Raw genomic sequence first — 13,619 nt, 5'->3', positions numbered from 1 at the left:
CCGGAGACCCATGGGCACGCTCGCCGATCCGTCCACCCCGCTGAGGGTCGACCTTGCCCTCCGCGGCACCGCCGTGCTCCCCCAGGGCCTCGTCCCCGACGCGCTCGTGCTCATCACCGGCGAGCACATCGTCTGGGCGGGCGCCGCACCGGCGGCCCCCGAGCACACGGCTCTCGCCGAGCGGGCGCACGACGGGCTGCTGCTGCCGGGGCTCGTCGACCTCCACTGCCACGGCGGCGGCGGAGCCTCCTTCCCCGATGCGGCCGATGCCGCGGAGATGCTCACCGCGGTGCGCGAGCATCGTCGCCACGGCACCACCTCGCTCGTCGCCTCCCTCGTCACCGCCGACGCCGACACGCTGCGCGCCCGGGTCGCGGACCTCGCCCGCCTCGCCGCCGCCGACGAGATCGCCGGCATCCACCTCGAGGGTCCCTTCCTCTCCGTCGCCCGCTGCGGCGCCCAGAACCCCGAGCACATCGTCGCCGGGGACGCCGACTTCGTGCGGGAGCTCGCCCAGACCGCCGGCGGCGCCCTCGCCACCATGACCGTGGCCCCCGAGGCAGAGCAGGCCGACGCCGTGATCGACGCCCTCGCCGAGGTGGGCGCGATCCCCTCGCTCGGGCACACCGACGGCTCGAGCGCGACGATGACGGAGGCCGTGGCGCGGTCCCGTCGGGAGCTGCGCCGCGAACAGGGTCGCTCCCCCCGCCCCACCGCGACCCACCTGTTCAACGGGATGCGGCCGATCCACCACCGCGATCCGGGGCCGGCCCTCGCCGCGCTCGACGCCGCCTCCCGCGGGGAGCTCGTGGTGGAGGTGATCGCGGACGGCGTCCATCTCGACCACCGCACCGTCGCCCACGTCTTCGCCGTCGCCGCGGAGGGCGCGGTCGTCCTGGTGACCGATGCGATGGCCGCCGCCGGCATGCCCGACGGGCAGTACCGGCTGGGGTCGCTGGACGTCACGGTGGCGGAGGGCGTCGCGACCCTCACCGAGCAGGGGGCGATCGCGGGCGGCACCGCGCACCTCCTCGACGTGGTGCGCTGCGCCGTGCTCGAGGTCGGGGTGGACCTGGTCGACGCGGTCCGCGCGGCCTCCCTCGTGCCCGCGGAGGTGCTCGGGCAGCAGGACCGGATCGGCTCCCTCGCGGCAGGTCGTCGTGCCGACGCGGTCCTCGTCGACCGCGAGCTGCGGCCGCTGGAGGTCCTGCGCGGCGGAGTCCGGGTCGCCGACTGACCCGTCGGCGTCGTCGCCGACCGATCAGTCGGCGTCGCCGAGCACCATCCCGGTGGGGGCGGCCTCGAGCCAGGAAGTCATCGCCGCCCCGGAGACCCGGTCGACGACGGCGCGGAGCCGGCGCTCCCCCAGGAGGGAGAACTCGAGCAGGCAGCGCTCGGGCTCCCCGTCGAGCTGCGGGGGCAGGAGCTCCCGGCGGACGTCGAGGATCTCCTCCCGGCGGATCACCACCTCCGGGCCCAGTCGCAGCGAGAAGGCCCGGAACCAGCGGAGCCGGTCCGGGCCGAAGCGCATCATGCCGTGCTGCCAGCTGGGCCCGCCCACCCAGGCGGACCGCCACAGGGTGCAGTCGAATGCGCCGCGCTGGCGGCTGAGCCCCACGTGCCGCAGCACGATCGCGCCCGCCGCCAGAACGACGAGCATCCCGATCCCCAGCAGGAGGATCGGGATGCTCACATGGTTCATCGGAGTCGGTCGCGGATCAGCGCGCCTGGGCGTCGACCTGCTCGGCGTCGTCCACGCCGATGGTCACGACATCCGAGTCGACCGAGACGAAGCCGCCGTGGACCACGCGCTCGGTGGCGGTGCCGTCCTCGGCCAGGATGCGCACCGCGCCGTCGCCGAGAATGGCGAGGGTCGGCTGCATCTGCGGCAGGATGCCCATCGAGCCGTCGACGGCCGGGACCACGACCTGTGCGGCGCGGCCGCTCCAGACCGTGCGGTCCGCGGTGACGAAGGTGACCTCGAGAGCACTCACGCCCCGAGCTCCTTGTCGATGCGGTGCTGGTTCTCGAGCACCATGTCGATGCCGCCGACGTTGAAGAAGGCCGACTCGGTGATGTGGTCGAACTCGCCGTCGCAGATGCCCTTGAAGCCCTCGATGGTGTCCTTCAGCGGGACGTCCGAGCCGTCCACACCGGTGAACTGCTTCGCGAGGTGGGTGTTCTGCGAGAGGAACTGCTGGATGCGGCGAGCGCGCGAGACGATCACCTTGTCCTCCTCGGAGAGCTCGTCGACGCCGAGCATCGCGATGATGTCCTGGAGCTCCTTGTTGCGCTGAAGGATCTGCTTCACGCGCACCGCGGTGTCGTAGTGGTCCTGGCCCACGTAGCGCGGGTCGAGGATGCGCGAGGTCGACGCCAGCGGGTCGATCGCCGGGTACAGACCGCGCGAGGCGATCTCGCGGGAGAGCTCGGTGGTCGCGTCCAGGTGGGCGAAGGTGGTCGCCGGGGCCGGGTCGGTGTAGTCGTCGGCCGGGACGTAGATCGCCTGCATCGAGGTGATCGAGTGGCCGCGGGTCGAGGTGATCCGCTCCTGGAGCACACCCATCTCGTCGGCCAGGTTGGGCTGATAGCCCACCGCGGAGGGCATGCGGCCCAGCAGGGTCGACACCTCGGAGCCCGCCTGGGTGAAGCGGAAGATGTTGTCGATGAACAGCAGCACGTCCTGGCTCTGCACATCGCGGAAGTACTCCGCCATGGTGAGAGCCGACAGCGCCACGCGCAGGCGGGTGCCCGGCGGCTCGTCCATCTGGCCGAAGACCAGGGCGGTCTTGTCGATGACGCCCGACTCGGTCATCTCCTCGATGAGGTCCCAGCCCTCACGGGTGCGCTCGCCGACGCCGGCGAACACGGAGACGCCGTCGTGGTTGTTCGCCACGCGGTAGATCATCTCCTGGATGAGCACCGTCTTGCCCACGCCCGCGCCGCCGAACAGGCCGATCTTGCCGCCCTGCACGTACGGGGTGAGGAGGTCGATCGACTTGATGCCGGTCTCGAACATGGTGGTCTTCGACTCGAGCTGGTCGAAGTTCGGTGCCTTGCGGTGGATCGGCCAGCGCTCGGAGACCTGCAGCTCGGAGGCCGGCTTGTTCAGCGGGTTGCCGACCACGTCGAAGACGGTGCCGAGGGTCGCGTCGCCCACGGGCACGGAGATCGCGGCGCCGGTGTCGGTCACGGCCTGCCCGCGGACCACGCCGTCGGTCGGCTTCAGCGCGATGGCGCGGACCATGCCGTCACCGAGGTGCTGAGCGGTCTCGAGGGTCAGGGTCGAGTCCTCGAGGCCGGAACCCTCGGCGTGGATCTCGATCTGCAGGGCGTTGTACAGATCGGGGATGTTGCCCGGGGGGAACTCGATGTCGATCACGGCGCCGGTGACGCGTGCGACGCGCCCGGTGGCGGTCTGGGTCGGCGAGGGGGCGGTGGTGGTCATGTGCGATGTCTCCAATGGGTGCGTCGGCGGGGCGGGGCGATACCGCCCGGGTGTCTGCGGGGTCTCAGCGTTCCGCGCGGCCGGAGCCGGCGAGGGCGTCGGCACCGCCGACGATCTCCGTGATCTCCTGGGTGATCTCCGCCTGGCGCGCGGTGTTCGCCAGTCGGGTGAACTTCCTGATCTGGGTCTCGGCGTTGTCCGTGGCCGTCTTCATCGCCCGCTGGGTCGACGCGTGCTCGGACGCCATCGCCTGCAGCAGGATGTTGATGATGCGGGCCTCGACGTAGCGCGGGAGCAGCTCGGCGACGACGGTCTCGGCATCGGGGGCGAAGGCGTACAGCGGGTACACCGGACGCTCCGCGCTCTCCTCCGCGTCCACCAGGCCCATCGGGACCAGGCGGACGGAACGGGTCTCTTGCACGAAGCGGGAGCGGAAACGCGTGCCCACCACGTACAGCTCGTCGAGGTGGACCGAGGGGTCCTCGTCGAGCAGGTCGGCCGTGACCGCCTGGGCGATCTCGCGACCGAGCTCGGGCAGCTCCGCCTCCTTGTAGGGGGTCCAGGCGCGGTGCGGCGGACGGTTGCGGAAGCGGTAGTAGGTGTCGCCCTTGCGGCCGACGACGTACATGACCGGCTCCTTGCCCTGGTCGCGCAGCAGGTTCGCGAGCTGCTCGGCGTCGCGGATCACGTTGTGCGAGTACGGCCCGGTCATACCGCGGTCCGCGGTGATCATCAGGATGCCGACCCGGCCCGAGGAAGTGCGGTCCGCCTGCAGGAAGGGGTGGGCGATCTCGTCGGAGTGCGTGGCCACCGAGCCGATGGCGCGGGTGAGTGCCTCGGCGTAGGGCGTGGTGGCGAGCACGCGCGCGTGCGCCTTGGCGATGCGCGATGCCGCGACCATCTCCTTGGCCTTGAAGATCTTCTTCATGCCCTGAGCGGACCGGATCCGCTGCTTGTAGACCCTCTGCTGGGCTCCCATATCTCTCCTCGTGCGGGGTGGATGCGTCCGGGCGGTGCCGCCGCCCCGTCTCCGGGGCGGCGGCGCTCGCATCAGCCGCGGACGATCTGCTCCTGCTCGATCTGATCGGCGTCGGCGCGGGCGTGCACGTCGCTGCGTGCCGCATCCTCGCCGCGGCCGGCCAGGAAGTCCCGCTTGACCTCGTCGAGGATGCGCGAGAGCTCCTCCTCCGTGGAGGACTCGAACTTGCCGGTGGTGCGGATGGCGTCGAGCACGCCGCCGTTGTGGCGCAGGTGCTCGAGCAGCTGGGCCTCGAACTCGCGGACGTCCTCGACCTCGATCTCGTCGAGCTTGCCGGTGGTGCCTGCCCAGATCGAGACGACCTGCTCCTCGACCGGGAACGGCGAGTTCTGGGACTGCTTCAGCAGCTCCATCAGGCGGGCGCCGCGGCTCAGCTGCTGCTTCGACGCGCCGTCGAGGTCCGAGGCGAACATGGCGAAGGCCTCGAGATCACGGAACTGCGCGAGCGAGATCTTCAGGGTGCCCGAGACCGCCTTCATGGCCTTGGTCTGCGCGGAGCCGCCGACGCGGGAGACCGAGATGCCGACGTCGACCGCCGGGCGCTGGTTCGCGTTGAACAGGTCCGACTGCAGGAAGCACTGGCCGTCGGTGATCGAGATGACGTTGGTCGGGATGTACGCCGAGACGTCGTTGGCCTTGGTCTCGATGATCGGCAGACCGGTCATCGAGCCGCCGCCCATCTCGTCGCTGAGCTTCGCGCAGCGCTCGAGCAGACGGGAGTGCAGGTAGAAGACGTCACCCGGGTAGGCCTCGCGGCCCGGCGGACGGCGCAGCAGCAGGGACACGGCGCGGTAGGCCTCGGCCTGCTTCGAGAGGTCGTCGAAGACGATGAGGACGTGCTTGCCCTCGTACATCCAGTGCTGGCCGATCGCGGAGCCGGTGTAGGGCGCGATGTACTTGAAGCCCGCCGGATCGGAGGCCGGAGCCGCCACGATGGTGGTGTACTCGAGCGCGCCGTTCTCCTCGAGGGTGGCGCGGACCGAGGCGATGGTGGAGCCCTTCTGGCCGACCGCGACGTAGATGCAGCGCACCTGCTTGTCGGGGTCGCCGGACTCCCAGTTCGCCTTCTGGTTGAGGATCGTGTCGATGCCGATCGTGGTCTTGCCGGTCTGGCGGTCACCGATGATCAGCTGACGCTGGCCGCGGCCGATCGGGGTCATCGCGTCGATGGCCTTGAGACCGGTCTGCATCGGCTCCTTGACCGCCTTGCGCTGCATGACGCCGGGGGCCTGGAGCTCGAGGGCGCGGCGGCCCACGGTCTCGATCTCGCCGAGACCGTCGATCGGGGCACCGGTGGGATCGACCACGCGGCCGAGGTAGCCGTCGCCGACGGGCACGGAGAGCACCTGACCGGTGCGGCGGACCTGCTGGCCCTCCTCGATGCCGCTGAACTCGCCGAGGACGACGACGCCGACCTCGCGGAGCTCGAGGTTCAGGGCGAGGCCGAGGGTGCCGTCCTCGAAGCTGACCAGCTCGTTGGCCATGACGTCGGGCAGACCCTCGACGCGCGCGATGCCGTCGGCGGCCTCGCTGACGCGACCGATCTCCTCGCGCACGGTGGCGCTGGCCTGGTAGGTGGACACCGCGGTGTCCAGGGCGTTCCGGATCTCCTCCGGGCTGATCGTGAGCTCAGCCATGTGCTGCTTCGCTTCCTCTCGGTCTCCCCGTCACCGGGGATGGTCTGGAAAATGCTGGGGACGCCGGGGCGTCGGTCGGGCCGTTCAGGCCACCAGCTGCCGGCGCGCCTGGGCGAGCCGGGCCAGTACGGTGGCGTCGTAGAGGTCGTCTCCGACCTGGATCCGCAGACCGCCCACGACATCCGGGTCGACCTGGAAGTTCATCTGCACCTGGCGGCCGTACAGGCCCGCCAGGATGCCGCTCAGGCGGCCCTGCTGGGCCTCGCTCAGCGGCACCGCGCTGGACACCGACGCGAGTGCCCGGCGGCGGCGCTCGGAGGCGAAGCTCGCGAGCTCCGCGACCCGCCGCGCCGGCTTGACGTCGGAACGGCGGCCTGCGGCCCGGGCGGCCAGCGCCGCGGTCAGGCGGTGCGTGCGGCCCGAGAGCAGGGTGGAGAGGATCTGGGCGCGTCGCCCCGGGTTCTCCCGCTCCCCGTCGAGGGCACCGGTGAGCTCACCGCTGCCGTCGATGAGGCGCTTGACCTGGAACAGCTCCACCTCGACCTGCTCGAGCACTCCCTCGCTCTCCGCCTGCGCCAGCAGGGCGGAGACGCCGAGCAGCTCGAGGGCGTCGAGAATGTCCTCCTGCTCGGACCAGCGTCGACGGACGACCTCGAGAAGCAGCTCGAGAGCCTCGGCGCTGATCCTGCCGGCGAACAGCGAGCGGACGGCCTCCTCCTTCACCGCGGCCGGACGACCGGGATCGGAGAGCAGGCGCACGAGCTGGTTGCTGCCGTCGACGGCATCCGCCGTCGAGAACAGCTCCTCGGCGAGGGGCTCGAGCGGACCGGAGCCGGAGACCGTGCGGAACACGGTCTCGGCCTGCCGGAGCGCCTCGTCGAAGGAGGCGGAGGAGGTTCCTCGCATCACAGGTCCTTATCGGGTGGTGGTCTGGGTCGACTCGAGGTCGTCCAGGAACCGGTCGATCACACGGCGGGAGCGCTCGTCGTCGGAGAGGGACTCGCCGACGATCTTGGAGGCCAGGTCGCTCGCGAGCGAGCCCACCTCTCCGCGCAGCTGCGTGGAGGCGGCGATCCGCTCCGCGTGCAGCTGCTGACGGCCGGCGGTGAGCACGCGGTCCGACTCGGCCTCGGCGCGTGCCTTGGCGTCGTCGACGATGGCCTGGCCGTCCTGGCGGGCCTTCTCGCGGATCGCGGCGGCCTCCTGACGGGCGGCGGCCAGCTCCTTCTCCTGCTCGGAGCGGAGGGAGTCGGCCTGCTCCTGGATCTTCTCGGCGTGGCGGATGCCGCCCTCGATCTTCTCGGCACGCTCGTCGAGCACGGCGTTCATGCGGGGGAGCACGAACTTCATGAAGACGATCGCGAAGATCAGCAGGAAGAGCGCCGACCAGAAGATCTCCTCGGGGAGCGGGATCAGCAGGCGCCAGCCGGGGACGGTGTCTGCTCCTTCAGCCAGAATCATGGGCTGGGGCTCAGACGAAGATGAGGCCGGTGACGATCGCCAGCAGCGCGAGGATCTCGGTGAAGGCGACACCGATCAGCATGGTGGTCTGCAGCTGCGAGCGCATCTCGGGCTGACGGGCCTGCGCCTCGGCGGTCTTGCCGACGAGGATGCCGAGGCCGATGCCGGGGCCGATCGCGGCGAGGCCGTAGCCGATGGTGCCGATGTTTCCGGTCAGCTCGGCGAGGATCGTGGGCTCCATGGGGTGTTTCCTTTCATCGTGTCGCTGTGGCGCGACGATCAGGTCTGGGGTCGGGGGTGGTGCGGGATCCGCCGGCGGTGGCCCCTGGGCCTCCCGCCGGAGCGGAGGTCAGTGCTCGTCGCTCGTGGCGAGCTGGATGTAGACGGCGGTCAGCATCGTGAAGATGAAGGCCTGCAGCGCCGCGACGAAGATCTCGAAGCCGTAGATGCCGATCGCCATGGCACCCGCGAAGGGGCTGATCGCCATGAGCCAGTCGCCCGAGAACACGAGCGCATGGGTCATACCGATGAACACGACGATCATCATGTGGCCCGCGACCATGTTGGCGAGCAGTCGGATGGTCAGCGAGGCCCAGCGGATCACGAGCACCTGCAGCAGCTCGATCGGGATCAGCAGGATGTAGATCGGCCACGGGATGCCGGGGGGCATGGTCTCGGACTTGAAGTAGCCGAGGAAGCCGTGCTTGCTGATGCCCGCGCCGACGTAGGTGACGAAGGTCCACAGGGCCATGAGCAGCGGCAGGCCGATCACGGAGGTGCCGGCGAGGTTGAGGCCGGGGATGACGCCCGCGAGGTTCATCGACAGGATGAAGAAGAACATCGTGATGAGCATCGGCGAGAACCGCTTGCCGTCCTTGAGGCCCAGCGTGTTCGCGATGATCGTGTTGTTCACGAAGTCCATCAGCAGCTCGATCACGCTCTGCATCCGGCCGGGGACCAGCTTCGCGCGAGAGGCGATGATGCAGGTGAGCAGCAGCACCGCGACCAGGATGATGAGGCGCACGAGCTGCACGCGGTTGAACTCGAAGGGAGTCCCCGCGAAGAGGATCGCGTCAGGGAAGAACTCCCCGAGCGTCGGGATGTGGAAGAACGATTCGCCCTCCGCGTAGAGGGCGGGGCTGTGGTCTGCGGTGTCCAGCACGATCTCCCAGGCTTTTCAGGCCTGACGCGCGGCGGCGTCGGCACTAGCTGTCACGTCGATCGAGTCCACTGCCGGTTGACGGCCACCGTGTGTGCGGCGATGGTCTGCGCCAGGGCGTACGTGGTGGTCGATCAGCGCTCCCACCTGCCCTGTCGGGTGTCCGCGAGCTGCGGTGTCGGCGCCTTGGGAAGCATAACAGAGAGTCAGGCCCCGGCCCGGTCGCGAGAGTCCTCCGTGGGGCCCTCGTGCGGGTCGACGTCGAGGGGCTGGCGCGAGCGAGCCATGAGCACGCCCTCGATCGTGATCGCCGGAACCGCTCCGACCAGCAGGGCGAGCCCGATCCAGAGCGACGAGACCGCGGCCAGGTCCTTCACCAGGACCAGGACGAGGATCACAATCAGCATCTTCCCCGCCCAGCTCCCGAGCACGGTGGCCGCCATGGTCAACGGGGACATGCGTGCGCCGACGATGGTGATCACCAGGGTCGGCACGATGATGACGAGAGTCAGTCCGGTGCCGATCAGAGCGCCGTTGACCGCGGGCCCCTCTCCTCGGGCCAGGGCGATCGCGAGCACGATCAGGTCGAGCACCAGGCCGACGATCAGGGCGATCACGGCCGCGCGACGCATGGCTCGATCGCCGACGGCACGATGGCGGCGGGAATCGCCCGGACGGGGCGCGACGGCGCGCTCCGCGCCGTGCGGGGTGGTCTCATCAGACGGAGCGGGCATCGGTGGGGTCCTTCCGGTGACGGGCATGTCGCCACCTGAGCGGGTCGAAGGTCAGCAGGAGGGCCAGCAGCACGCCGCCGGTCCAGAAGAGCACCACGCCGCGCGTGTCGAGCACGAGGGGCGCGAGCAGCCCGGCGGAGATCACGACGGTCCAGAGGTACATGATCAGCACGGCCGTGCGCTTGGAGTGGCCCAGGCCCAGCAGGCGGTGATGGAGGTGGAGCTTGTCGGCGTGGAAGGGCGAGCGGCCGGAGCCGATCCTCCGCACCACGGCGAGCGCGAAGTCGAGGAACGGGATCACCATGACGCCGATCGGCAGCAGGATCGGCAGGAACTGCCCGAAGAAGTCCGCGCCGGAGAGGCGGGCGGGATCGACCTGACCCGTGACCGCGATGGTCGAGGCGGCGAGGAGCAGCCCGAGGAGCATCGATCCGGAGTCGCCCATGAAGATGCGCGCCCGGGTGAGGTTGTGCGGCAGGAAGCCTGCGCAGGCGCCGATCATCATCGCGGTGAGGACAGCGGCCAGGGAGGAGTAGTCCGTCGCCGAGGCGCTGCGGGTGAGCAGGTAGGCGTAGGCGAAGAAGGCACTGCCGCCGATCGCCATCACACCGGCGGCGAGCCCGTCGAGGCCGTCGACGAAGTTGACGGCGTTCATGCTCACCACCACCACCAGCACGGTGAGGATCAGCGAGGCACGGGGCGAGAGGAGCGTGACCCCGCCGATGGGCAGGGTCACGAGCTGCACGCCCTGCCAGGCGAGGAGCAGCGCGGCGAGGATCTGCCCCGCCAGCTTGGTCATCCAGTCCAGGTCCCATTTGTCGTCCGCCGCGCCGAGCAGGCACACCAGGGCTGCCGCGGCGAGGATGCCCCAGGCCTGGCGCGAATCGCGGAAGAGCCCCTCGAGGAAGGGCACGTTCGACGCGATCAGCATCGCGGCCACCACCCCGGCCAGCATCGCCACCCCGCCCAGACGCGGGGTCACCGCGTCGTGGACGTCCCGGGAACGCACCGCGGTCATCGCGCCCGCGCGCCGGGCCATCAGCCTCACGGCGGGCGTGGTCAGGAAGGTGACGGCCGCGGAGACGAGCAGGATGAACAGGTAGATCCTCACCCGGCGGGCTTCTCCTCGCCGGCCGCCGGGTCCGTCGCGGGCTCTGCCGGGACTGGCTCGGCGCTCTCCGAGAGCTCGGCGAGCTCGGGCTCCGAGGGGAGGTCGAGGGCCGGAGCCGGAGCGTCGTCGGGGCCCTCCCCCGCGGTCTCCTCCGTGACGTCGGCGGACCCGTCCGCTCCGGGTGCAACGTCTCCCGCGCCGGGCTCGTCCGTTGCGGCGGCGGACCCCTCGCCCGACTCCTCCCCGGACTCCTCGCTGTGCGGCGCCGCGAAGATGTCGCCCACCGCCTCGATGATCTGCTCCCTACTCAGCGACCCCTCGCGGACGATCTCCGCGGGGGTGACGGTCGTGTCGATGATGGTGGAGCTGGTCCCGAGGCGGGCGGTGCCGCCGTCGAGGTACACCTCGACCGCGTCGCCGAGCTGGGTCGCCGCGTCCAGGACGGTGAGCGCCGCGGGCTTGCCGTGGCGGTTCGCGCTCGAGACGGCGAGCGGTCCGGTGCGGCGCAGCAGGTCCAGCGCCACCTCGTCATCGGGCATGCGCAGGGCGACCGTGCCCCGGGTCTCCCCCAGATCCCAGGTGAGGGAGGGCTGCGCCTGCAGGATCAGGGTCAGCGCACCGGGCCAGAAGGCGTCGGCGAGGTCCTCGACATACGGGGGGAGGTCGACCGCGAGGGCGAGCAGCACGGCATGGTCGCCGATGAGCACCGGCGGAGGGGTGTCCCGGCCGCGACCCTTCGCCTCGAGGAGCGCCTCGACGGACTCCGGGGAGAAGGCGTCGGCGCCGATGCCGTAGACGGTGTCCGTCGGCAGGACGATGAGGCGGCCCTCGCGGACGGCCTCGACGGCGGCCGTCAGCGCCGACTCGCGGGATTCGGGGTTCTGGGTGTCATGCACGCTCACCGGGTCAGTCTCTCACTTCCGTCTGCGGGCTCCGCCGATGTCCGACGGGCGATCAGGAAGCGGTCCCGGCCGGTGAGGTCGGCGGCGGTGGAGATCTCGGAGAAGCCGCCGGCCGCGCGAGCGGCCGCGCGGGCGGAGGGGCCCTGCACGTCGGCGTGCTCCATCACCAGCAGCCCGCCGGGACGCAGCAGCCGCCGCGCCCATCCGATCACGGCGCGCGGCACCTCGAGGCCGTCCTCCCCGCCCCCGAAGAGGGCGCGATGCGGATCGTGCGCGAGCACCTCCGCCTCCCGCGGGACCGCCTCCGGCGGGATGTACGGCGGGTTCGAGAGGATCGCGTCGACGGGCCCCGCCGCGGCGAGTCCGGCCGGCTCGCCGAGCAGGTCGCCCTCGAGCACGCTCCCCCGCCGCGGGTCGACCGCCGCGAGGTTCTCGCGGGCGAGCGCGGCGGCGAGCGGATCGACCTCGACGGCGAGGACCTCGAGGCCGGGCAGCTCGTCGAGAGCGGCCGCGGCGAGGGCTCCGCTCCCCGTGCACAGGTCGACCAGGTGCTCGAGCGGCCCCCGGTGGTGCTCACGGAGCAGGTCCAGGGCGAGCTCCGTCTCGGGTCGCGGGATGAACACGCCGGGGCGGACGATCAGGTCCAGGCGGCGGAAGGGGGCGCGGCCGAGGATCAGCTGGAGCGGCTCGCGGGCCTCGCGACGGGCGGTGAGGCGCTCGAGCTCCGCGGCGAAGTCGGCCGGGAGGGCGTCGAGCAGGACCAGCGGACGGTCGGTGCGCACGGCGGCGGCGAGCAGGGCGCGGGCGTCCGTGCTCGGCGAGGGGACGCCGGCGCGGCCGAGGCGCTCGGTGGTCGCGGCGAGCGCGGCGCGCAGCACGTGGCGCGGCTCGGGCGCCGACGCGGGCGGGAGGGTCATCCGGCGTCCTCCGCGACCCCGTCCTGCTGCGCCTCGGCGAGGCGGGCGTCGCGCTCGGCGGCGCGGGAGGAGGCGATGAGGTCCTCGAGATCGCCCGCGAGCACCTGGGAGAGGTTGCCGGCCTTGTACCCGGTGCGGTGGTCGGCCACGCGGGACTCGGGGAAGTTGTAAGTGCGGATCCGCTCCGAGCGGTCGACGGTGCGGACCTGGGAGCGGCGCGCGGCGGAGGAGGCCTGGTCCTGCTCGGCGCGGCGCGCGTCCAGCAGACGAGTGCGGAGGATCCGCAGGGCCTGCTCGCGGTTCTGCAGCTGGCTCTTCTGGTCCTGGCAGGAGACGACGAGCCCCGTCGGCAGATGGGTGATGCGCACCGCCGAGTCGGTGGTGTTCACGCTCTGCCCGCCGGGGCCGGAGGAGCGGAAGACATCGATGCGCAGGTTCGCCGGCGCCATCGCCTCGGCGAGCAGCTCGCTCTCGTCGGTCTCGTCGGCCTCGGGGAGCACCAGCACGCCCACGGCGGAGGTGTGGATGCGTCCGGCCGACTCGGTGACCGGGACGCGCTGGACCCGGTGCACGCCGGCCTCGTGCTTGAGATGGGCGTAGACGCCGTCGGCCGGGGTCGCTGCGGAGCGGGCGGTGATCGCGGCGGTCACATCGCGCAGCCCGCCGAGCTCGGAGTCCGCGCTCGTGAGCACCTCCAGGCGCCACCCCTTCGACTCCGCGTAGGAGCGGTACATGCGCAGCATCTCGGCCGCGAAGAGGGCGGACTCCTCTCCCCCGGCCCCCGCCTTGATCTCCAGGATGACGTCCCGGGCGTCATCGGGGTCACGGGGCGCGAGCAGCTCCTCGAGCGCCGCGCGGTCCTCCTCGAGACGGTCGGCGAGGGCCTCGGCCTCCGCGGCGACCTCCGGATCGTCGTCGCCGATCTCGACGAGCTCCCGGGCGGTGGCGAGATCCGCAGCGGTCGCCTCCAAGTGATCGGCCACCTCGAGCACAGCGCTCAGCTCGGCATAGCGCCGGCCGACGCGCCGGGCCCGGCCCGCCTCCTCGTGCAGAGATGGGTCGGCCATCTCCTGCTGCAGCCGGCCGTGCTCGGCCCGCAGCGGGGCGAGCCGCTCGGTGTCGGATCCCTCGGTCGACCGCAAATCGGCGCCCTCTCGTGCTCGGTGCGCCCCACGGGGCGGCGGGTCTCAGACGACGACGCCGGTGCACGC

General features: G+C 71.4%; 15 protein-coding genes. 1 reads left to right on the top strand and 14 read right to left on the bottom strand.

Annotation, left to right across the window (positions count from 1 at the left end; genetic code table 11):
* Positions 1-10 precede the first annotated feature (10 nt).
* Positions 11-1,237, top strand: a complete 1,227-nt coding sequence (locus V1258_RS01510; protein ID WP_329748034.1) for an N-acetylglucosamine-6-phosphate deacetylase — start codon at positions 11-13, stop codon at positions 1,235-1,237.
* 24 nt (positions 1,238-1,261) lie between these two features.
* Here the strand turns inward: V1258_RS01510 and V1258_RS01505 are convergent, their stop codons facing one another.
* The 14 genes from V1258_RS01505 to prfA form a co-directional block, all read right to left on the bottom strand.
* Entirely contained in the window at positions 1,262-1,702 is a 441-nt protein-coding gene (locus tag V1258_RS01505; protein WP_329748033.1) for a DUF2550 family protein, read from the bottom strand.
* A gap of 16 nt (positions 1,703-1,718) precedes the next feature.
* Entirely contained in the window at positions 1,719-1,994 is a 276-nt protein-coding gene (locus tag V1258_RS01500) for a F0F1 ATP synthase subunit epsilon (RefSeq protein ID WP_329745296.1), read from the bottom strand.
* Positions 1,991-3,448, bottom strand: coding sequence for a F0F1 ATP synthase subunit beta (gene atpD, locus V1258_RS01495; RefSeq protein ID WP_329748032.1), 1,458 nt, complete (start codon positions 3,446-3,448; stop codon positions 1,991-1,993). The genes V1258_RS01500 and atpD overlap by 4 nt, the downstream gene beginning before the upstream one ends.
* 64 nt (positions 3,449-3,512) lie before the next feature.
* Positions 3,513-4,427: a F0F1 ATP synthase subunit gamma gene (locus tag V1258_RS01490; RefSeq protein ID WP_329748031.1), complete on the bottom strand. Its 915-nt coding sequence runs from the start codon at positions 4,425-4,427 to the stop codon at positions 3,513-3,515.
* Positions 4,428-4,498: 71 nt separating this feature from the next.
* Positions 4,499-6,124, bottom strand: coding sequence for a F0F1 ATP synthase subunit alpha (atpA, locus tag V1258_RS01485; RefSeq protein WP_329748030.1), 1,626 nt, complete (start codon positions 6,122-6,124; stop codon positions 4,499-4,501).
* Between the two features lie 84 nt (positions 6,125-6,208).
* Positions 6,209-7,030 (bottom strand): F0F1 ATP synthase subunit delta, encoded by an 822-nt coding sequence (locus V1258_RS01480; RefSeq protein WP_329745292.1) that lies wholly within the window; start codon positions 7,028-7,030, stop codon positions 6,209-6,211.
* A gap of 9 nt (positions 7,031-7,039) precedes the next feature.
* Complete coding sequence (locus V1258_RS01475) at positions 7,040-7,585, bottom strand: F0F1 ATP synthase subunit B (protein WP_329745291.1); 546 nt, start codon at positions 7,583-7,585, stop codon at positions 7,040-7,042.
* Positions 7,586-7,595: 10 nt separating this feature from the next.
* Entirely contained in the window at positions 7,596-7,826 is a 231-nt protein-coding gene (gene atpE, locus V1258_RS01470; RefSeq protein ID WP_329745290.1) for an ATP synthase F0 subunit C, read from the bottom strand.
* Positions 7,827-7,934: 108 nt separating this feature from the next.
* Complete coding sequence (gene atpB, locus V1258_RS01465; protein ID WP_329745289.1) at positions 7,935-8,747, bottom strand: F0F1 ATP synthase subunit A; 813 nt, start codon at positions 8,745-8,747, stop codon at positions 7,935-7,937.
* A 203-nt stretch (positions 8,748-8,950) separates the two neighbouring features.
* On the bottom strand, positions 8,951-9,478 hold the full coding sequence (locus V1258_RS01460; RefSeq protein ID WP_329748029.1) for a hypothetical protein: 528 nt from the start codon (positions 9,476-9,478) through the stop codon (positions 8,951-8,953).
* Positions 9,462-10,589 (bottom strand): MraY family glycosyltransferase, encoded by a 1,128-nt coding sequence (locus V1258_RS01455; RefSeq protein ID WP_329748028.1) that lies wholly within the window; start codon positions 10,587-10,589, stop codon positions 9,462-9,464. The genes V1258_RS01460 and V1258_RS01455 overlap by 17 nt, the downstream gene beginning before the upstream one ends.
* Positions 10,586-11,491 (bottom strand): L-threonylcarbamoyladenylate synthase, encoded by a 906-nt coding sequence (locus V1258_RS01450; protein ID WP_329748027.1) that lies wholly within the window; start codon positions 11,489-11,491, stop codon positions 10,586-10,588. The genes V1258_RS01455 and V1258_RS01450 overlap by 4 nt, the downstream gene beginning before the upstream one ends.
* The gene (locus V1258_RS01445; RefSeq protein WP_329748026.1) at positions 11,488-12,408 is read right to left on the bottom strand and encodes a N5-glutamine methyltransferase family protein; all 921 of its coding nucleotides are present in this window, start codon (positions 12,406-12,408) and stop codon (positions 11,488-11,490) included. Before V1258_RS01445 ends, V1258_RS01450 begins: the two co-directional genes overlap by 4 nt.
* Positions 12,405-13,550, bottom strand: coding sequence for a peptide chain release factor 1 (gene prfA, locus V1258_RS01440; RefSeq protein WP_329748025.1), 1,146 nt, complete (start codon positions 13,548-13,550; stop codon positions 12,405-12,407). The genes V1258_RS01445 and prfA overlap by 4 nt, the downstream gene beginning before the upstream one ends.
* Positions 13,551-13,619 lie beyond the last annotated feature (69 nt).

The organism is Brachybacterium sp. J153 (genome assembly GCF_036311905.1).
GTDB lineage: Bacteria > Actinomycetota > Actinomycetes > Actinomycetales > Dermabacteraceae > Brachybacterium.
This window is presented reverse-complemented; position numbering and strand designations above follow the sequence as displayed.